The 20,139-nt window shown below is 70.9% G+C and carries 9 protein-coding genes; 2 read left to right on the top strand and 7 right to left on the bottom strand.

Annotation, left to right across the window (positions count from 1 at the left end; all coding sequences use genetic code 11):
- Window positions 1-48 precede the first annotated feature (48 nt).
- The 6 genes from NRK68_RS26055 to NRK68_RS26030 all read right to left on the bottom strand — a co-directional run bounded on the left by NRK68_RS26055 (window position 49) and on the right by NRK68_RS26030 (window position 13,312).
- Window positions 49-2,343 (bottom strand): UvrD-helicase domain-containing protein, encoded by a 2,295-nt coding sequence (locus tag NRK68_RS26055; RefSeq protein ID WP_257856909.1) that lies wholly within the window; start codon window positions 2,341-2,343, stop codon window positions 49-51.
- Window positions 2,340-9,128: a DEAD/DEAH box helicase gene (locus NRK68_RS26050; protein ID WP_257856908.1), complete on the bottom strand. Its 6,789-nt coding sequence runs from the start codon at window positions 9,126-9,128 to the stop codon at window positions 2,340-2,342. The genes NRK68_RS26055 and NRK68_RS26050 overlap by 4 nt, the downstream gene beginning before the upstream one ends.
- 98 nt (window positions 9,129-9,226) lie before the next feature.
- Complete coding sequence (locus NRK68_RS26045) at window positions 9,227-10,180, bottom strand: hypothetical protein (RefSeq protein WP_257856907.1); 954 nt, start codon at window positions 10,178-10,180, stop codon at window positions 9,227-9,229.
- A gap of 53 nt (window positions 10,181-10,233) precedes the next feature.
- Complete coding sequence (locus NRK68_RS26040) at window positions 10,234-11,412, bottom strand: AAA family ATPase (protein ID WP_257856906.1); 1,179 nt, start codon at window positions 11,410-11,412, stop codon at window positions 10,234-10,236.
- Window positions 11,413-11,420: 8 nt separating this feature from the next.
- The gene (locus NRK68_RS26035) at window positions 11,421-12,719 is read right to left on the bottom strand and encodes a DUF262 domain-containing protein (protein WP_257856904.1); all 1,299 of its coding nucleotides are present in this window, start codon (window positions 12,717-12,719) and stop codon (window positions 11,421-11,423) included.
- Between the two features lie 134 nt (window positions 12,720-12,853).
- Window positions 12,854-13,312 (bottom strand): ATP-binding protein, encoded by a 459-nt coding sequence (locus NRK68_RS26030; protein WP_257856903.1) that lies wholly within the window; start codon window positions 13,310-13,312, stop codon window positions 12,854-12,856.
- Between the two features lie 159 nt (window positions 13,313-13,471).
- Between NRK68_RS26030 and NRK68_RS26025 the strand changes: the two genes are divergently transcribed.
- Both NRK68_RS26025 and NRK68_RS26020 read left to right on the top strand, forming a co-directional pair.
- On the top strand, window positions 13,472-14,329 hold the full coding sequence (locus NRK68_RS26025; protein WP_257856902.1) for a helix-turn-helix domain-containing protein: 858 nt from the start codon (window positions 13,472-13,474) through the stop codon (window positions 14,327-14,329).
- Window positions 14,326-14,514, top strand: coding sequence for a DUF397 domain-containing protein (locus NRK68_RS26020; protein ID WP_257856901.1), 189 nt, complete (start codon window positions 14,326-14,328; stop codon window positions 14,512-14,514). The genes NRK68_RS26025 and NRK68_RS26020 overlap by 4 nt, the downstream gene beginning before the upstream one ends.
- Before the next feature lie 51 nt (window positions 14,515-14,565).
- Here the strand turns inward: NRK68_RS26020 and NRK68_RS26015 are convergent, their stop codons facing one another.
- Window positions 14,566-20,139: a DNA methyltransferase family protein gene (locus NRK68_RS26015; protein ID WP_257856900.1), complete on the bottom strand. Its 5,574-nt coding sequence runs from the start codon at window positions 20,137-20,139 to the stop codon at window positions 14,566-14,568.

The following is a 20,139-nucleotide window of genomic DNA, read 5'->3' as shown; positions in this document are numbered from 1 at the left end:
GACACCGCCGCCGTGCCGAACCTGAAGCGAGACAGACGAGGCCTCTTCTCACCTCGGTGGGAGAAGAGGTGCGAGGAAGCGGCTCGGCTCACCGTGCCAGGTGATCGCGAGCGCGTCGCGGGCGCGGGTCGCCGCGACGAAGAGCAGCGACCGGGCTCGGTGCAGTTCGCGCCGGTGGCGGCTCGGATCCGTGTGTTTCCACGCATCGACAGAGGCCCGGGGTACGAGCCCCTCGGCCGCTCCGGCGATGATCAGGCAGCGGTATTCCAGCCCCTTGAAGCGGTACATGGTGCCGATGTGGACGCCCTGGTCGCCGCGCGGCCCGTCCTGGGTGATCTCCGAAGACGTGATCCCGCTGCGCGCGAGACGGTCGCCGAGCTGGGTGACCATGTCGTTGGTCGGGACGCAGATCGCCGTGGCCTCCCGGGGCACGTCGTGCCAGGCTCGCAACTGTTCGACAACGAGGTCCATCTCCTCGTCCCAGCTGCGTGCGCCGCGGCGCGACGGCTCCGTGCCGTGGAGGACCGACCGGTAGCCGGCGAGAGTGTCGGCGTCACCGTCGAGGTCGTCGTAGTCGGCGTCACCCAGAACCCGGACGGCGTCGCGAAGGATCTCCCGGGTCGTACGGTAGCTGAGGGTCAGCCGGGAGGACCTGCCTCGGATGTGGACGCCGAGGCTGCCGAGGGTGACCTGGTTGTCGTAGATCCGCTGGTGGGTGTCGCCGACGAGGAAGATGTCATCAGGCTCGGACGGCACCATGGCCCGCAGCATCTTCCAGTGGGCGGCGCTGAGGTCCTGCGCTTCGTCGACCACGATGTGCCGGTACCGGTAGCGCAGCCAGGCACCGGAGCCGGCCTCGACGTGGAGGTTGTGCAGGCCGCCCCGCTCCTCACGCTCCTCCGCACGCCGGTCGATGCGGGCCTTGCGGGCGATCTCCAACCTGGCGGCCCGCTCGGCGACTTGGCGGTGGGTCTCCAGTCCCTTGGTCTCCAGCCGCTGGGTGAAGCGCTCGGCCAGCTGCCAGATCCCGGCCCGTTCGGCGCGGGTGACGCTGCGACCGCGCCCCGCGCGGCGGGCCTGGAAGTAGTCGCTCCGGGAAGTCACGGCCTGGCCGAGGATGACCTGGTTCCACTCGTCGCTGAGGAACTCGGCGCTCCAGCGGGTCTCCCCCGTCTCCACCAGCAGTTCCCGCCACTCACGGAGGGCCGCCGTGTCGTCGATCCGCCGCTTCGTGCTGCCCGGATCGGCCTCGCTGACGATTCGGGTGGCGAGCTGGTCGACATGGGCGATGTCGACGCGCGCCAGGACGTCGGGGCCGCCCAGGGAGAGCAGCCGGGCCCGCAGGTCGACAGCGAGGTTCCGGTTGAAGGTGGTGAGGAGAATGGGCTTGGTGTGGCCTGGGGGAAGTTGGCTCACCAGATGGCGGACGCGGTGGAGGGCGACGATCGTCTTGCCTGTTCCGGGCCCACCGCCGACCCTGGCGGGACCGGAGTACCGCCGCCGGACGAGTTTTTCCTGGGTGGGGTGGAGGAAAATCTTCCAGCGGCCGAAATCGCGCTCCTCCAGGATGCTCTGCAGGGACTCGTCGTCGGTGATCACCACGGTCTGGGAGCGGTCGAGGGCCGCCTGCCAGTCGTCTGCGTCGAGGTTCTTTTCGGGCTCGGTCACCGCAACGGGCGCGGTCACCTGCTCCATGACCTCTTCGTACGGGATGCCGTCACGCAGCCGGAGGAGGACCTCCCCGGTGTGGCGGGGCGCGTACTCGGCCAGGCCGAGCAGTTCGTCGTCCGTGGTGAGCTTGCGGACGATGGGGATGAGTGGCTCGGTGACGCCGAGGTCGGAGAGCTGCCGGTCGGTGTAGGCACCGAAGAGCGGCTCCTCCGGCGGCTGCGGTCCGGCCGGTTCTGGGGCGGGAACAGAGGGCTGGGCCGGCACCGGCGCGGGCGCGGCGGGCGGTGTGAGGCCGCGGCGCAGCAGGCTCTCCTCGACGACCTGGAGGTCTACGTACTCGATGGCGCCGGTGATGTGGTTGATGCCGTAGTTGAACCGGTCCAGGTTCTTGTGGACATGCCCGCGGTGCTTGACCGAGACGAGCAGCCAGTCGTCACCGCCGAGGCGGATCATCAGCGCCCGCCACTCCCGGTTGACGCGCGCCGACCAGAGGCGGTCGTGGCCCTCCAGCTGCTTGAGGTCGAATCCGCCGGCGTCGGGATTGCGGCGGAAGTCGTGCTGGAACTTGTAGAACGCCCCGAGGACCGCGCGGTCCAGCTTGACGATCTCCTTGTCCGCCTTGTCGAGCAGGCGCAGGGTCACGCCCGTCCGCGGCGTGCTGGTGACCGTCATCGCTCGTTCTCCCCAGGGTCGTTCGTGGTTCCGGCCGCGTCGCCCCGCACCAGCGTGGCGAGTTCGTCGGCGTTCCATTCCGTGGCTGTGCGGACCTGCCAGCCCGCGTCGCGGTAGGCCGCGTCCCGTTGTTCCGCATCGATGTCCCGGCTGCTCCCGGGGTCCGGGCGATGGGCGAGGACGACGCCCACGCGCCGGGCGGGCCAGGCGAGTTCGGCGGGCCAGGCGGCCGCTCCGAGTTCGTAGCCGGCCGCGGGAGCGGGAACCCCCCGGTCGGCCAGAGCGCGGGCGAGCCCGTCGAGCCCCGGATCCTCGACGAGGAACTCGATGACCTCGTCCCAGCCGGGATCACGGGCGAGCGAGGCGGCAGCGGTCTCCTGCCGGTCCACCGTCGGCTCGGGGGCCTCCGGTGCCGGCATGTGCGCGCGCCGCTGGGAGGTGAGCCAACCGGCTCCGCCGGTGACCGCCAGTTCGGCCGGTTCGAATCCGGGCAGCATGCCGGTCGTGAGCTGGACCCCGTCCCCCTCCCCCGCGTCTAGGAACTGGATCAGGTTGCTCCAGTAGAGCCACGCCTGCCAGCGCCGGCGATGGGCGGTCTCGTCGGACGCGACCGTGTCGGGGCTGTCGTCGAGGACGGTCAGAGCCGTCCAGACCGCTCCGCTCTGCCCCCTCCTCAGGTCGAGCGCGATCGTGAGCGGGCATCCCGAGGCGTCCCGGGTCGCCATGACCTGGACGGCTCCCTGCCCGCCTGCCAGCCGTCGCCCGTGCAGGGCCTCGCTGATCCTGCGCCCGGTCTCCGCGCCGTCGGCCAGCGCCCGGCTGGTCGCCGAAACGGCCGCAAAACCGGCGAGGGAGCTCTGGACACGGCGCCGCCAGGCGTCGGGGTCCGGGTCGGTGAGGTATCCGATCAGCGTCTCGACCGGGTTGGCCCATACCAGGCGTGTCAGGTCGCGGGTGTCGCCCGCGTGCATGCGCCGGTGGACGTCCATGGCGGTCTTCTGCGCGGTGTTCGGGTACGGCTTCCACACCGGGTCGGCCTGTGTACCGGAGCGTCCCGTCCAGGCCTGTACGTCGTCCCACGTGAGCTGGAAGACCTGCCACCCGTTCGCGCGCAGCCGGGTGCGCTTCGCCGCGTCCTCCTCGGCGGTGAGGTGGACGGGGCTCGCGTGGTAGCGGTAGCCGTCGAGGTAGACGGCCACCTTGCGGTCGTCGTCCGTGCTGCGGAAGACCACGTCCGGCCGGGTGAAACCGAGCGGAGTCTGGGTCTCCATCTCCCAGCCGCGGACGGTCCCGTCGGGCGCGGTGAAGCGCAGGTTGGTGTCCCTGGTGCCGTCGGCGGTGAGCGCGGTGCGGACGCTGACGTCGTCCACGCGCTCGGCCCATTCCAGCAGCCCGCGCCGGAAGAGGGCCTCCAGTTCGCTCTCCACCTGGTGCACGAGGGTGATGTCCCCGGTGGTGGCCACGGGTTCGGTGCTCCAATGGTCGGCCGTGCGGCCGAACAGCTCGCCGAGCATGTCGAGGGCGTGCTCGCGGCTCACGAGTTCGTACTCGCCGTCGGTGACGTGGCGGAGCAGGCAGCGGTGACAGGCGGGCCGGCCCTGGCCTGCGCACACGCAGGTCTCGATCACCTGCCGTGCGTCCTCCAGGACGCCCCGCAGGCCGTCACGGCCGGCGAGGCGGTGCAGGTATCCGGTGCCGCCGGGCAGCGTGTCGTACAGGACGAGGAAGTGGCGGCGCAGCGGGCTCTCGCCGCCTTCCTCGGGCATGGAGTCGGTGACGACCGCGAGGTGGTCGGGGTCGCCGCCGTAGCTGCGGGCGATTCCTGCCAGCAGCAATGCCTTGAAGGACGCGAGCCGTTCCCTGGTGTGGGCGGTGACGGCGGGGATGAGGATGCGCAGGGCGTCGGTGCGCAGCTCGTGGGCGAGCAGCACCCGCTCTCCTCGGCGTGCGACGTCGGCTCCTGCTCGTCGCCGGGGGCACCAGGGTCGGTGGTAGCGAGCATGGGCCGTCGTGTCGGAGGCGTCGTGGGCGGTGGGGCCGCCGTCCGGGTCGGCGAAGCCGCACGCGTCGCAGACCCAGAACGGGTTGAGGCGGACTTCCTGCCCGGCGAAGGTCGAGTCGGTTCCCCCGTCCACGCGGGTGGCTCCGACGTTGATGTGCCGGACCAGGGCCTGACGGGTGAACTCCCATCCGAAGGTGGCGTGTTCGTGCTTCCATGCCTGTTCGATGTCGTGCGCGTCGATGTCGACGGCCGGGACGACGGTGTAGTGCCGTCTCTCGCGCTCGTCACTGTCGTCGCGTACGCGGACGTCGTCGCGTTCGTCGCGGGAGGTGACGCGGCGCGGTACGAGGACCTTGTGCAGGCAGCCGATGTCGCCGATGGCCGCGGACCGGCAACGGGGGCACGCGGAGGGGTCGTCTTCGGCGCGGTGGGTGCGGACGTGTCCGCAGTCGGGGCAGACGCGCCACCAGAGCCAGGCCGGGCGTCCGGGGCTGCCGATGTCGAGGCCGGTGACGCGGTGCTTGTACCCCTGGACGTAGTAGTGGTTGCCGGGGGCGAACTCGGCGAGGGCGAGGCGGGCGGGGCGGCTGTGCCGCAGCGTCTTGCTGTGGTTGGTGCGGCCGTCGTCGGCGGCCTTCTCCGTCCAGGTGAGCGTGGCCTCCAGTTCGGTGGTCGAGTCGATCAGGCTGTAGTTCGGCAGCAGGCCGAGGTCGACCAGGGCCCCATGGGCGGTGGTGCGGCTGATCTCCCGGGACACGCGTGCCACGTCCCGGCGCTCGGCCCGCAGCTCGCGTCCCTGCCGCTCGTGGTCGGGGTCGCCGGCGACGAGCAGCCCGTGGGCCCGGTCGATGGCCTCGATACGGCCCTGGAGTTCGCTACGGCGATCCTCCCAGCGCCTGCGTGCCGCGTCGAGGGCCGCGCCGAGTCCGTCCTCGCCGAAGTCGGTCGCGTAGGTGACGAGGGCGGCGCGGGCCTGGGGGCTGACTCCGGTGCCCCGGCTCTCGTCGTGGGGAGGGAACAGGTCCAGGAAGCCCTGCACGAGCTGTGGGCCGGCGGCGAGCGCGGCTTCGGCGAACTCGGCCTGCCACGCCGAGGCGCCGAAGAGTTCGGTGGCGCGTCCCGGCAGGGGCCGCAGGGGTGTCCCGTCGGGTGCGGTCAGCCGTCCGGCGCCGGCGAGGTCGAGGAGGTGGGCCAGGTACTGGCGTCGCAGGATCTCGGCGGCGGACAGGTAGCAGCCGGGCGGCAGGACCTCTCCGGCGATCATGAGCCGGGGGTCTTCGAGGTAGTAGCGGTCGCGCGGGCCGCGGTCGACCATCGTGAGCAGGTAGGCGTTGCCGGTGGAGCGCCCGGCGCGGCCCACCCGCTGGATGTAGTTGGCCGGTCCCTTCGGCAGCGAGGCGAGGACGACGGCCGACAGGTCGCCGATGTCGATGCCGAGTTCGAGGGTGGGGGTACAGGACAGCACCTGCGGGTTGGCGTAGTGGACGCGGGTGCCCTCGCGGAACGCCTTCTCCACCGCCTCCCGCTTGGCGCGGCTGAGGGTTCCGGTGTGCTCGGCGGTGTTGATGGTGAAGACGCCGGCCCCGCGGTACATACGGCGGTAGAAGTCGTCCGTGAAGTCCCGCTGCCGCAGTCCGCTGTCCAGGTCTCGGCCGGTGCCGAGGGTGCCGCCGCACCGGTAGCGGGGGCACGGCTGCCCGTGCCACTGGTCGGCGAGGTCGGGGTGGATGGTCTGTTCCCAGAAGCACCGGGGGCAGTGCGCGGTGGCGTCGGGCAGCGTGTCGTCGGCGAGGGCCCGGACCTGGATGTGACCGGGCTGGAGTCCGTACACGCGGGTGGCGCCGTCGAGCGCCGTGCGTGCGGAGACGACGCCCGTGTCGGCGAGCGCGGGCAGCAGCCGGGTCAGGAAGACGCCGGCCGCTTCGGGGCGCAGTCCGAGGGAGCGTACGGCCCAGTCCTGGTACCAGCCGAGCCGGCCAGTGAGGACGTCGAAGTCCTCGCTGCCCTGTTTGGGGGTGCCGAGCAGGAAGGCGGGGGCGGAAACGCCGCGGGGGAAGGCCGGCATCCCGGTATCCCGCCCGCCCCAGATAGCCCACCGGCGCACACCGGCCTGGTCCAGCCAAGGGTCCAGCCAGGCGTGCCGGACGGCTCCGCGGATCCGCATCCGCTCCAGCAGCCCCCGGACGAATCCGGTGTACTGGTCGGGTCCGGGCGCCGAGCCGTCGGGCAGCGCGATCTCTCCGGGGGTGGTGAGGAGGATCTCCCGTACGAGGTCGGCCACGGCGTCCGGGTCCTGGAGGGGCACGTCGGCGGCGACGGTGCGGGTGAGTTCCAGGGTGCGGCCCTGCCGGGAGCGGAGGCCGAACTCCATGACGGTGGCGAACGCAAGCCGCTGCGCGATCAGTTCCCAGGTGGCGCGGGACCCGCGGCTACGTCCGGAGAGCAGGGTGTCCACACCGCGGACGAGGTGGAGGTCCGGCGGGATGACGGCGGCCTGCACGGCCTTGCTGTCGACGACGTCCGCGATGAGGTCGGCGGCGAGGTCGTTCAGGCCGACCGGCTCGTCCTCGCCGATGCGGCTGGCGAGCAGGGCGCGCAGGGAGAAGGTGTACGAGCGGCTGGCGACGTATCCGGCACGGTGGGCGGCGTCCTGGACGGAGTCGTTGAAGAGGAGGGTCTTGTCCTCCCCCAGGTTCTTGTCCAGTTCACCGCCGGTGAAGAGCTGGGTGACGGCGGCGGCGGCGAGCGCGGCGAGGCCGGTGCCGAGGTAGCGGATGGAGTTGAAGGTGCGGCAGGCCGGGCACTGGTCGCGTTCGGCCGCCCGGTCACCGTCGAGGTCGGCGTGGACGAAGGCGGCGTTGTGCAGGGGCTTGGGCCTGCTCGGTCCCCCGCCGTCCTCCGGTGCGGTGAAGTCGGTCTCGGGCGCCAGCGGCCGGAGCTGTCCTGCCATGCCTTCCAGGACCATGACGGCGGGTCCGCCGCGCCGGCGGTCCGGTCCGGCGGCGAAGACGGCCTCGTGCACCTCCCGGGGGGTCGCGGCGATCATGTTGCGCACCCGGCGCTTGTCGCGGCCGACGGAGGCCCGGCGGATCTTCGTGGCGTTCAGGTCGAGGTGGGTGGGGTCGACTTCCGGCGAGTACGCGGCCCATCCGGAGCGTCCGCATTCGCGGCAGAACACGGCGGGCAGGAAGACCTGCGCCGGCGGCGGCGCGCTGTCGTCGGCCGGGGCGGGGGCCTGCCCGGCGGCGTCGAGCGGCACGGACGGGCCCTCCCCGTCGTACGGCGACGGCCTGGCCTCGGGGGTCCGGCCCGTACGGGCGAGCGCTCCGCCGGAGGTCACCCGTTCGTCGTCCCAGCGGAACTCGGCGCGTGCAGCGCTGATGCCGCGCAGCACACGGGAGACCGAGCGGACCCAGTGGTGGATCTCGATGGACAGCAGGGGCCGCCCGGGGTGCTTCGAGTCGCGGGCGTGCGACAGGAGGGCAAGGTAGCGGGCGAGTGCCCGGGCGGCGAGACCCGGCCGCCGCTGTACGTCCATGCCCCAGTGGTAGGCGTAGCGGGGCAGCACCTCGGTGATCTCGGCGAGGGTCCTGGGGGTGCCATCGAGGATCTCCAGGACGGCGGAGGTGAGCCGGTGGCGGCGCAGGACGTCCCCGAGCTCCTCGGGGGTGGGTCCGCTCAGACCGGTGAACGCGGCGACGAGGTCGTCCATGGCGCCCGGGTCGCGGGTGGGGTCGCCGAGGATGTCGACCTCCTGCGGCGAGGGGAACGGCAGGGAGAAGTCGCTCTCGCCGGTGAAGTCCTTCGCCGAGCGCCGGTCCTCGCCGACGACCGCGTCGGGCGGGAACGGCACGCCGAAGACCTGCTCGGCGACCTCCAGCATGCCGGGCCGCCCGGCTTCGCCCCTCCTGGCCGCCGCGGAACCGCTGTCGTCGGGACCGCTCTCGCCGAGGGTGGCGGAGGTGGCGACGGGGCAGACGGGCCCCAGGGGCCGGCCGGGTTCGGCCAGGCCGGTGACCGATCCGAGGCGGCGCAGCAGCATGGCGACGTCCGTGCCCTGGGCACCGTCGTAGGTGTGGAACTCGTCGAGCACGACGTACGCGAGCGGGGAGTCCTGCCACAGCCGCTGGTCCTCGGGCCGCTGGAGGAGCAGGTCGAGCATCTTGTAGTTGGTGATCAGGATGTCGGGCCGGGTGCGGCGGATCTCGTCCCGGTCGACGGCGACCGCAGGGTTGGCCTGCTTGAACTCCTGGGACGGCTTGTCGCCGATGTAGAGCGCGGCCCGCACGCCGGCGTCGCGCAGCCGGGTGTCCTTGCGGTCGTCGAGGCGCTTGCCGATCCGGTGGGCCTGGTCGGTGGCGAGGGCGTTCATGGGGTAGAGCAGGATCGCCTTGACGCCCTCCCGGCCGGCCGCGCGCTCCCGGAGGCAGTGGTCGAGGATCGGGACCAGGAACGACTCGGTCTTGCCCGATCCGGTTCCGGTGGTGACGAGGGTGGGCCGTGCCGGGCCGTGCAGGGTGGACAGCCGCTCCCAGGCGCGCTCCTGGTGGCGGTACGGGGTCAGGTCCGGGTGCCAGGTCAGGTGCCGCTTCCAGTCCTCGCCCTCGGCGGTCCTGAACGGCGTGCGGACGCGGAGGTAGGGGCCGCGGAAGATGCCGTCCTCGGCGTCGCTGAGGAAGCCCTCCAGGGCTCGGCGGGTGGACTCGTCGGCCAGCGCGTACGTCGTCGCGAGGTACTGGCTCAGACTGGCCCGTACCTGGTCGGCGGCGAGGGTGGGACGCACGCGCGGTTCCTCCTTGGTGCGGATGGTGCTGGTGGAGCCGGTGAGTGACCGGGCACTGCCCTACGTTAGCCGGGGCGGCGGGAGGGCTCCGGCACGGATCACTTGATGCCGAGTTTCCGCCCGACGTAGGCGATACGCAGGGTGCGCTCCTCGTGGACCAGGCGGAAGTGCATCCGGCCCGGCTTCGGCAGGAACTCGCAGTGCCAGTCGAAGAGCCGGCTCTCGCCGTCGGTGTCGGGGAACCAGCACAGTTTCCGGCGCATCTCGAACTCGGTGCGAACATCGGAACGCCACTGGGGCGCAATGGGATGCTGCGCGGGATCCCAGTCGCTGACGGCGTCCTGGAGCTCCCCGAGCCGCTCGCCTACCGGCCGCACCCACACCTCAGGCAGTTCGACGAAATGGCGCTCGGCGCCCGGCGTGAACTGGAGGAGCGGATAGAGCTCCGGCCACCGCTCCCACAGCTCACTACCGGATCGCAGGCCTTCGACGGCCTCCTGCCGGGCCGTGTTCGCGCCTCGCTCGATCCACTGCAGATGGGTGTCGACGTGCAGGGCGCGGGCCGCGTGCCGGACCTCCACCTCGGTGGAGACGGAATCGGTGTCCTCGTCGTCGTCCGTGAGCCGTTCCTGGACCAGCGTGATCCGGTCGGTGTTCCAGCGGGCTTCCAGCGGCAGGGAGATCCCGACACCGCCCAGCAGGTGTGCGTAACCCAGCCCTTCCACCGTCTCACCGTCGTACTGGTACCCGACGTCGGAGAACGTCTCCCCTTCGGGGAAGACCGTCCGGTACGGCGACCTGTCGTCGAGCCTCTTCAGTCGCAGCCTCAGGACCTCGTCGGTGCTCGGCGCTCCCATCCACTTGCCGATGGGGTGGCCCGGAGCGAGCTCCAAGGCCAGCAGACTGTCGGCCTGGGTGATCAGTGCCGTGCCCTGCCGGTCGACGGCGGCGACGGCGAGTACGGCCTCGACCATCTCGGTCATGGCGTGGTTGACCCGGTCCGGGTCCGCCGTCGTCTCACAGGACTTCTCGTTCAGGAACAGCTGCGGCACGTCTCCCCCTCCGCGATGATGTGTGCGCCTGTGTCCGGCCCCCCGGGCGGTTCTCAGGCGATGAGCTGGTCGAGCGTGTTCTCCAGCTCGTCGAAGAATCCGGTGGGCCACTGGTCGATCCGACCGTCCGCGTTGACCCGCGGGCTGACGACCTCCGCGCCCGTTCCGTTGCCGCGGAAGTAGTGGAGCACCACCTGTGCGGGGGTGACGCGGCCCTGCTTCACCGCGAGCCGTACTCCGTTGAGTACGTGGTCGCTGTGCGTCTCCATGATCACCTGGGCGCCCTGCGCGGCGGCCGATGCTGCGAGCGTGGCCATCCGGGTCTGCCCCTGCGGGTGCAGGTGCGCCTCCGGGTTCTCCAGGAGGATCAGAGCACCAGGGCGGGCGCTCAGGCAGGCGACGACGATGGGCAGGACGTAGGTGAGGCCGAAGCCGACGTTGCCGGGGCGGCGGCGCCGCGTGGGCCCCAGCGTGCCCTGGAAGCCGTACGAAAGACTCACAGCGTCCGCGCCCTTGATGGCCTCGGCCTGGATGTCCACCCCTGGGCAAAGGTCGCCCATCCATGCGGCGGCCTGGTCGATCAGGAGGTCCGAGGCAGCCTTCGGGTGGCGCAACGGGCCGGCCGGGACCGGGTCCTCGCGGTGATGGCGAAGGAAGTTGACGGCGTGTTCGCCCCTCACGCCGAGAAAGCCTCGGCCGACGGCCGCTTGATGGTCGCGCGGATAGAACTCGGCGGGCGAGATCCGGTCGGCGTGCAGATACTGGAAGGGGGCGGTGAGGAACGCCGGGGTCACCGCCTCGGGCCCGGTAGGCCGCTCCCGTCCGCCCTCGGAGGTATCGGGAAGCTCCACGTCGAGCAGCGGCAGGAGGTTTTGCTCTGCCTCGTACGCGGCGCTCCACCCGTAGTGGTACGGCCCCTCATCGACGGCAAAGCCGATCCGGGGCTCGTCCTCCGCGAAGTCCTCGTGGAAGACGTCCTCTCCGGTGCCGAGGCGCACGAGCTCGCCGTTGAGCAGGAAGCCCTGGTTCACGAGAGCATCGCGGAGTCCGAGGCGTTGCGCCTCGCGCAGCAGCTCGGCGGCCTTAAGGCCGCCCGCCTCGTAGGACTGGCGAAGCAGTGCGAGGGACTGAAGGACGCTGCTCTTGCCGGACGAGTTGAGCCCGGTGAGGAGAGTGAGGGGCCCGAGCGGGAGCTCCGCGTGCTGGAACGCCTTGAAATTGTGCAGCGTCAACCGGTCGATCACTGTTCGGCCACCCCTCGGAACAGTCGTGCCACTTCCTGGAATCGGGTGCGGATCTTCGCCGGGTCCCCCGTGCTCCCGGAGATCGACCGGTCGAAGTCCCAGTCGTCCATGAGCTCGAAGAAGCGGTCGTGCACCCTCGCCCGCGACGCTACCAGCCTGTTCCGCTCATGATCGTCGAGTAGCGCGAGATTGACGGAGATCGTCTCGAACAACGCCTTGTTGATGACGGAAGAGCTGCGCTTCCCTCCACGCCACTTACGGAAGGCGTGCTCGCCGAACAGGTCCCACGCGCACCTCATGGCCACCCGGAACTCCCGTGCCAGCTGCTCCAGCCGCTCCTCGGTGAGCGTGTTGATCCGGTACATGGCGTCGATGAGGAACTTGTCGAAGTCCTTCTCGGTGTGCGCGGCCGGGTTGGTCAGGCGGAAGGCGAGGAAGCGAAGCACCATCTCCCGGTCGGCCATCCGTTCGTTGGACACGCTCCGCCGGGTGGCCTCACCGAAGGCCGGGTCCTCGGCCAGGTCCGCGAGGAAGGTCCGCACGACCCCGCTCACCAGCGCGTGCCGCAGCTCCTGCGGCTTCAGCGGCATGCCACCGGTGTTGATCCGGGAGAAGACGTTGTACTTGACCGCCTCCGGAGTGCCCTGCTGCATGATGTGGACGGTGAGCTGGGTCTCGCGCAGCCGGATCTTCAGCCGTCCGCTGAGGTCCTGGTACGTCATGCCTTGGAGCTGCCACAGGTAGTCCATGCCCCGGAGCGCCAGTGGTCCCAGGCCGCCCGTGAGCTTGGGCTCCATGAACCGGGCGATGGCGGTGAGTCGCTGGACTCCGTCCACCACGGCCCACTTGTCCTCGTCGCCCTGCGCCATGTGGAAGTTGGAGATCGGGATGCGCAGCAGCAGCGACTCGATCAGCCGGCTCTGCGCGCGGTCGCTCCAGATGCCGGACCGGCGCTGGAAGTCCGGCGCGAGGTCGAGCATGCCCTCCCGCAGCCGGGACAGCAGCAGGTCCACCGTGGTGGTCTCGGTGCGGATGCTGATGCTCTCGGGCCGGAAGGGGGCGGAGAGGCCGTCCGCGTCCCGGTACTCGCCGAGCTCCTCGCCCTCCTCGTCGGCGGGGAGCTCCAGCTCGACACCGGTCGGCCGGCCGTCGGCACCGATCTCGATCGCCGGCCCCAGTGGCAGGAAGAGCGAGTCCAACTGGTCGACGTCCTCCGCCACGGCGTAGCCCCTGGGTTCCGCCGAACGGCTCCCTCCGGCGCCCCGGCCGTGTCCGTCGTCCTCGGCCTCCGCCATGCCGCCCGTCGCCCTCCGTCGCCTGCCACGGTCCGGTGCCGTGCCCGGATCAGCCTATAGACGGCGCGGGCGGCTGTCAGCGCGAGCACCCGAAGGTCGCCCGGGGTGTCCGACGTGTCCGGCCGTCGGTGCGGTCAGTGGGTCAGGTCCAGCTCGGCGACGACGGTCTTGCCGACGGGGAGGCGGTCGAGCACGTCCCACCGGTCGGCGAGCGCCTCGACCAGGATCAGGCCTCGGCCGTTCTCGGCGAGGGGGCGGGGGAAGGGGCGGGACGTTCCAGGGCCGGCGGGCCGCCGTTCACCCCGGGTGTCGGAGACCTCGACGCGCAGGGTCCGGCCGAGGAGCTTGACGGCGAGTTCGAAGTCTCGGCCGGGGACACGGCCGTGCGTGACGGCGTTGGCAGCGAGTTCGGCGATGAGCTGGGCGGCGGTGTCGGACGTCGGGCTGCCGTACGGCACACCCCAGGCGTCGAGCTGGTACACAGCAAGCCGGCGGGCGAGCCGGGCGCCGCGCGGGGTGGAGCTGAAACGCTGGGTGAACACACGTACGGTAACGGGTGCCGCGTGGGCGGTGGGGGTGGACGGTGCTGTCATATGCCCAAGGTGCCGCCGGGCACGGCGGGTTCACCAGGGTCGCCGCGCGTACGCTGGGTCAGCGTACGCGCACGTTCGGTGGACAGTACGCGTGACCGTACGTGACGATGGCCTGGGTCGAAGCGGTACGGCGGCGGGTGGCACGGGAGGTGTCCGGCGGTGGCCTACGAGAGCACGGACGGCGGTACGGGAGCAGCGGCGGGCGGCGCGGAACCGGGGGCGTCGGACAGTCTGCGCACCTTCGGCGCGGTCGTCCAGGCCTTACGCGAACACACGGGCCTGAACCGGGAGGAGTTCGGCGCCCTGATCGGCTACTCCAAGCACACGGTCGCCTCGGTCGAACAGGGCCGGCGCATGCCGGACCGCGACTTCGTGGAGCGCGCCGAACCGGTACTCGGTGACACGGGCGCACTCCGGAAGGCGGCGCCGCACCTGTCGAGGCAGGCGGGGCTGGCGAGTTGGTTCCGGCAGTGGGCGCGGCTGGAAACGCACGCGGTCACGTTGTGGACTTACGAGTGCCGGGTGGTTCCCGGTTTGCTCCAGACCGAACGGTACGCGCGGGCCGTGACCGAGAGCGTGCCGCCGGTGAAGGACGAGGAGCAGGTGGCCAAACAGGTAGCGGCTCGGTTGGACCGCCAGCAACTCTTCCAGCGCAGGCCACCGATCGCCTTCAGCTTCATCGTCGAGCAAGCGCTGCTTGAGCGCGGCACGGGTGGCCCGGAGGTGATGCGGGAGCTGCTTGACAGCCTCCTGGAGCGGTCGTCGCAGTTCAACGTGGAGCTGCAGGTAATGCCCCGACATCAGCCGGAACACGCGGGGTTCGACGGGCCATTGATGCTCCTGGAGTCTACCGACAACAAGTGGTCCGGATATGCGGAAGGCCAACGGGGCGGCATGCTGGTCCCGGACCCGAAGGAGGTCAGCATCATGCTCCAGCGGTATGCGAAACTGCGCTCGCAGGCTTTCAACTCCGAGGATTCCAGGAGCCTGCTGAAGCAACTTCGAGGAGCGCTATGAGCAGCACCGACGAACGGGCCTGGTTCAAGAGCAGCTACAGCGGTTCCGACGGTGACGCCTGCGTCGAGGTGGCCAGGGGCACGCAGGCGATCTACGTCCGGGACTCCAAAAACCAGCGGAGCCCCGAACTCGCCCTCTCCCCCACCGCGTGGAACGACTTCGTCACGTACGCCGCTCAGGTCTGACTCTCAGTTGAGTGCCCCACGCCGGACGAATCCGGCGTGGGGCACTGTCGTTCACGCCGCGGGAGGCGTCCACTTCCCCTTGTCGATGGCGTCCTGGAGCCGCGCGGTGAAGTATGCGTGCGCCGTGCGCATCTCCTCCTCACGGTTCGCCTTGTAGAAGGGCTCGGTGTAGCCCTCGGGGGGCTCGGGCCGCTCCTTCTTCAGGTAGGCCAGGAAGTGCTCGTAGTGCTCTTTGGTCTGGCCGAAGCCGTAGGTGTAGCGGTTCCCCGCGATCTTGCGTTCCTTGGCGTCGAACCAGGTCACGGCATCGAAGTCCTGCATGATCGGGAACCGGGCCTTGTACATCGCGACGAGGGCGTCGGCGCTCACACCAAGCCAGACCGCGACGAGAGCATCGATCTCCACCAGGGCTGCCCGTCGTGCCCGCTCGGTGCGCAGAGGGGTGTTTCGAGTCCACACCGGGGCGACAGCGTGCAGCGGTTGCAGCCCAGGCCAGTCACAGGCCCAAGGCTCGTAGGCGGGCCATTGGGTGTCGTACAGGTCCTCCCAGAGATCTGCGTACGCGCTGGTGAGGCAATTGAGGCGGAGGGTGCGCAAAAGCAGGGCCGCCTCAAGTGGATGATCTACCTGCGGCGCTGGCATTCGGCGGGCTGGCGCCTTCTTCAAGTGCCCCACACCAGTCGTTCGGAGCAAGTAATCGACAGGCAGCCCTGCCCAGAATCCCGCCGTCAGTGCAGAAAGGCGAGTGCTGCCGAGCACTGCGCTGTGCACGAGGTCAACGTGCGCAGCCCCTGGCGGAACAAGCGCCACATAGAGGCTGCGTTCCGTGTCGGGCGCGATCATCTCGCGCCACGCCACCCGATAGAACTCCGTATACGGCCGCCGCACCCGCCGCAGCAGCTCCGCCTCCACCTGCTCCTCGGTGACCTCCGCGGCCTCCACCCCGAAGCGTCCCGCAGCCGCGCTCCGCGCCCGCGTCACCTCGCGCTCGGACTGCTTGAGCTGTTCCAGCGTCCTGCCGTCGCTCCACACGTCCTGCGCCGCCCGGTACACCTCCGGCTTGGCGACGTACACGTACTCGGACTCAGGCACGGCGTCGTCCGCGAGGGTCATAGGGTTGAGACCCAGGACCTCGCCGCCCCCTTGACTCGGCTGCTTGAACATGGGGTTGGCCAGGCCGATCTGGGGGCCCTTGAGGATCACCTCGGCCCAGTCGGCCGGTCGCCGGACCACACCGGCCTCGTCCGGCGTGTTGTAGTCGATGAGGTCGGCCGCCTTGGCCCCGCTCTCGTCGTAACCACGTGCGATCTGCGGGTCGTACTCCGCCAGGCGCAACGAGTAGTCCGCCAGTGCCTCGATCGCCTGCGCCTCCGCCGTGCTCACCGGCGACAGCAGCCGGGCCTGGCGTACGGGCTGCGACTCGTCGCCGGTCAGCTTCTGCCAGCGGGCGAGCACCGCCTCGTCTACGTGCACGATCCGCTTGCGGTGCGGGCGTTCGTCCCAGCTGTCGCCGTAGCGGACGCCGGGGTCCGGCGCTGTACCGTCGTCATCCGCCGACAGGCGCAACGCGTCGACGGAGAAGAGCCAGGACAGGTGGTCGAAGCCGATCTCACCCGCCTGCCCGTAGATGTGCACGCCGAAGTGGCTGGACCGGCCAACAGGCGGCGGGAAGAAGCGGTTGCCTGCGTTGACGAAGTCGCCGTGCACCCGCAGCCGGGTGTACGCGGCCTCACGCAGGCGCCCTTCCTTGTCGCCGCTGAAGTGCGAGTCCGGATGGACGAGACCCACGGATCCTTCCCGTCCCGTGTGCCGCCAGGTCTGGCACATGAACGCCCGGTACAGGTCGGGCTGGGTCCCGGCGAGCAGGGGATACACCGGCCCGGAGCCGAGCATCTCGCTCATGCCGCTCGTCGATGCCAGCTCGGCGAGCAGGTAGGCGCGGGCTCGCGGCGACTTCAGCAGTTCGTCGCGCCGCCTTGTGCGTACCACCTTGGTCGGCTTCTCGGTGAGCATGAACCACGGCTCGTACTCGGCCAGGATGGGATTCTCCTCCCACCGCGGCCGCACCCACGGTGGATTCCCCACCTGCAGATCGAACCCGCCCTCCGGTCCCCGGAACACGTGCGCGAAGTGCAGCTCCCAGTGGAAGAAGCCGTGGCCGTCCTCCGCCTTTATGTCCTTCTCCGTCGTGCCCGCGATGTCCTCGACCGTGTTCAGCCACGGGTAGCGGAACGGCAGCTGTGTCGCCGGGCGCATGCCGAGGAAGCCCTCCAGGCGGTCCTCCACGTCGGCCAGGAGTTCCAGCGCCTCGTCGGGGCCGAGGTTCTCGATGCCCGAGAGCAGCGACTGCTCGGGCATGTCGGCCTTGCCCAGCAGGCCTTCCAGGAAGTCCAGCCAGTCGCCGAGGCTCTGGAGCGGAACCGTCGTCCGTTCCGGCTCACGGCGAACCGGCTTGCGGGCGGCGGCCGGGACGCTCCGCTGGGAGGCGTCGGGGCTCAGGCCCTCGCCCAGCTCCTCCTGCTCCCCGTCCGGGTCATCGAACAAGCCGGCCGTCTGCCACAGCAGGTCCCCGGGCGCCGGGCCGGACGGCGGCTCCACGGGCGCCGCCGACGCCACCGGGGCCGCGGGCTCCGTCGGCCCGCCGCGCAGCATTCCCGGCACCGACGACTCGTCGACGAGCGCGCCACCCGTCCCGTACACCAGGTCCGTACCGTCGAGTTCGCCGGTCTTGTCCAGCGGCCAGAACCACAGCGCGCACCAGGCGTCCATGACCGTCTTCAGCCGCCAGTACGGCGTGCCGTGGCGGGTCAGGTCGTCGAGGACCTTCTGCTTGTCCTCTGCCTCCGTGGACTGCTCCAGCCAGTCCGCACCCCACACGTCGACGCGGCGGGACACCGCCCGTTCGGAGAGTTCGAGGCGGGTCGCGACCAGCGACCACAGGAACTCGGCGCGCCGGGCCACGCCCTGGAGGCGGCCCAACTCGGTCTTGTCGGCCGCCTTGCGCCAGCGGTCGTAGCGCTTCTGCCGTGCCTCGTCGGTCTCGTCGCCGCGCTCCTGGAACGGCTTCGGTCCCTTCGGGGCCTTCTGGACGCCCTTGCGCCACTGGCCCAGCGCCTTGGCCTCGTCCTCGGCGAGCTTCTTCGCCTCCGGCTCTCCGGCGACCGCGCCCCAGCCGATCGCGGGCAGCAGGAACTGGTGCACCGCGCCCTCGGGCAGCGGCCCGTCCCGGAACGGCAGGTCCTTCGGCGGGAGGGTGTTCTTCTTGGCCAGCCATCCGCCGCCCGGCAGGACGTCCGCCGCGTACACCTTGCGGCCCGCGCCGATGAGCGAGTTGCCGCGTCGCAGGTGAAGGCCGAACCAGGGGGCCCGCATGCCCGGGTGCATGGAGTTGAGCCAGAGGGAGACCTCGGCGAGTTCCACCGCCGTCGCGTTGAGGTCCACCCCGTAGGCGTTGTGCAGGGCGATGTACGCCTTGGCCTTCTGGAGCTCGACCTGCCGCAGCTCGGGGTCGATCCGGCGGCCCAGCTCGCGTTCACGGCGCCTCAGGTACTCGGCGGCCACCTGGTCGATGGCCTCGTTGAGGAACGCGCCCGAGCCGAGGGCGGGTTCGCAGATCTTCCACTCCAGGAGCTCCCTCGCCGCAGTGGTGGTGCCGTCCTGGTCGAGGCGGTACCTGAGGGCGAGTTCGACGGTGACCTCGGTGAGGGACTTCGGGGTGTAGTAGGAGGCGGAGGTCTGGCGGTCGCGGCCCGCCAGGCGGTAGACGAACGAGCCCTTGGGGTGGGGCACCCGCTCCAGGCGGCCCGTCTCCTCGTTCGTCCGCTTCACAAAGAGGGCGTCGTCGTAGTCCCCCGTGCGGACACGGGACTCGGGAACCATCCAGCTGCCGCCCGACGGGTCGCCGCCCTTGGCGACCTCGTACAGCTCCTCCTCGGCGATGAAACCGGTGTAGGACATCAGGCCCTCGTACACCGCGCCGAGCTGGTTGATGCCGAGCTGGGCGTACGAGATGAAGCCGCCGCGCTCGCGCCCCTTGCCCTTGGTGAGCATCAGGCGGCGCAGCACCTTGTGCAGGGTCTCGTTGCGCAGCCGGGTGTCCAGGAAGGGGCGGCGCTTCTCGCCCTCCCCGCCCTCGTACGCCGGGTTCTCGATCTGGTCGTCCGAGATGAGCCGGACGGCGTCCTTGGTGAACAGCTCCGAGTGCAGGGCCTCGAAGCGCAGGCCGGCGCTCGTGCTGCGGGCTGCGGCGCGGCGGGCACGGTCGGCCTCGCGGACCCGTTCGGTGTACTCGGCCTGGGTGATCTCGCCGTCGGCGAGCAGCCTCGCCGCCTCGTTCTCGGCCTCCGTCGCCTCGCGGGCCGCCGCCTCCGCCACGAGGTCCTCGGGCTCGGTGCCGTAACGGCGGTGCCCCTTCTCGACCTTCTCGAAGAGCAGGTCGAGGGACTCGTACAGGTGGAAGCCCTTCCGGGAGCGCTCGCCGACGAGGTCGCGCAGGACGAGGTCGCCGAGGCGCTGGAGGCCGTAGCCCTGCTCGTACTCGGGGTAGTCGGAGGGCAGGATGCCGAGGGTGGGGCTGGCCTCCGCGTACAGGAGGAACAGGATGCGGTACAGGTAGCGCAGCGACTCGCGGCTGAGTTCCTTGGCGAGGCGGGCCGGGTCGTCCAGATCGGCCGGGGTGATGCCGTTCTCCGGTTCGCGCAGACGGTCCAGGACCTCGTTGGCGATCCACTCGACGCTCAGGCGCAGGCCCTCGCGGAGTTCGGTCGAGACGCCGACGGCGTGCTTGGAGGACCGGTCGAGGAAGGCGGCGAGCGGGGCGGTGCCGCCCTCGGCGGGGACGCGCAGCGCGTCGGCGCCGAACAGCGCCGCCAGGATGTCGAGTTCGCCACCGTGGCGGTCGTCGCGGCGGTGCAGGGCCGCATCGAGGTCGGCGGACAGATAGCGGCCCTCGGGCCAGGCCAGGCGGTCGGCGAGAACGATGACGCCGCCGACGAGCAGCAGGACGTGGCGCGGCGGTGCGTCGCAGGTGAAGAGGAAGTCGGTGAGGGCCTTCGCGTCCAAGAGGTCCGGCGCCGAGGTCTCCGTCTCCATCGGGTGGAGCAGGCGGCCGGCGCCGTCCGGGTCGAGGGCGGCGTCGGGTTCGGTGGTCCAGCCGCAGGCGACCGCGTACAGGCCGGGTTCGGCGTGGAGGACCCGGACGGCGTACTCGCGGTCGGCGCGGTGGACCGTCACGGTCTGCTCGTGGGCGTCGGCGTAGCCGAGGGCGCGCAGCGTGTCGAGGTGGCTTTCGGTGCAGCGCTTCCGCCACCCCTCGGGTTCGAGCCCGCCGGGGTCCGCGAGCACCGCCGCGTCCTCGGCGAGCGCGGCGCGGCCCGCGAAGTAGGGGCCGTACAGGGCGCGCAGTCCCTCGCGGGGAGTGCGGACGCGCGGCGGGACGGAGTCGGGGCCGAGGCCCTGGCGGGCTGCGTCGGCGACGGCGTCGGCGTGGCGGCGGCGTTCGGTCTCCTCGAAGGCCGCCCAGCGGGTGAGGAGACCGTCCTTCGCCTTGAGGTCCTTGGGGAGGACTTCGGCGAGATAGTGCGGCGAGAGGTAGTCGCCGTGGTTGATCAGCGAGTCGTACGTCAC

Origin of the sequence: Streptomyces yangpuensis (genome assembly GCF_024666385.1) — a bacterium.
GTDB classification, from domain to species: Bacteria; Actinomycetota; Actinomycetes; order Streptomycetales; family Streptomycetaceae; genus Streptomyces; species Streptomyces yangpuensis.
Note: the sequence above shows the minus strand (reverse complement) of the source record. Positions and strands in the feature narration are given on the sequence as shown.

Excerpts from the sequence above, each read along its gene's own strand:
- NRK68_RS26055 (WP_257856909.1), bottom strand. The coding sequence starts at position 2,343 with ATGACGGTCACCAGCACGCCGCGGACGGGCGTGACCCTGCGCCTGCTC.
- NRK68_RS26035 (WP_257856904.1), bottom strand. The coding sequence starts at position 12,719 with ATGGCGGAGGCCGAGGACGACGGACACGGCCGGGGCGCCGGAGGGAGC.
- NRK68_RS26030 (WP_257856903.1), bottom strand. The coding sequence starts at position 13,312 with ATGACAGCACCGTCCACCCCCACCGCCCACGCGGCACCCGTTACCGTA.
- NRK68_RS26020 (WP_257856901.1), top strand. The coding sequence starts at position 14,326 with ATGAGCAGCACCGACGAACGGGCCTGGTTCAAGAGCAGCTACAGCGGT.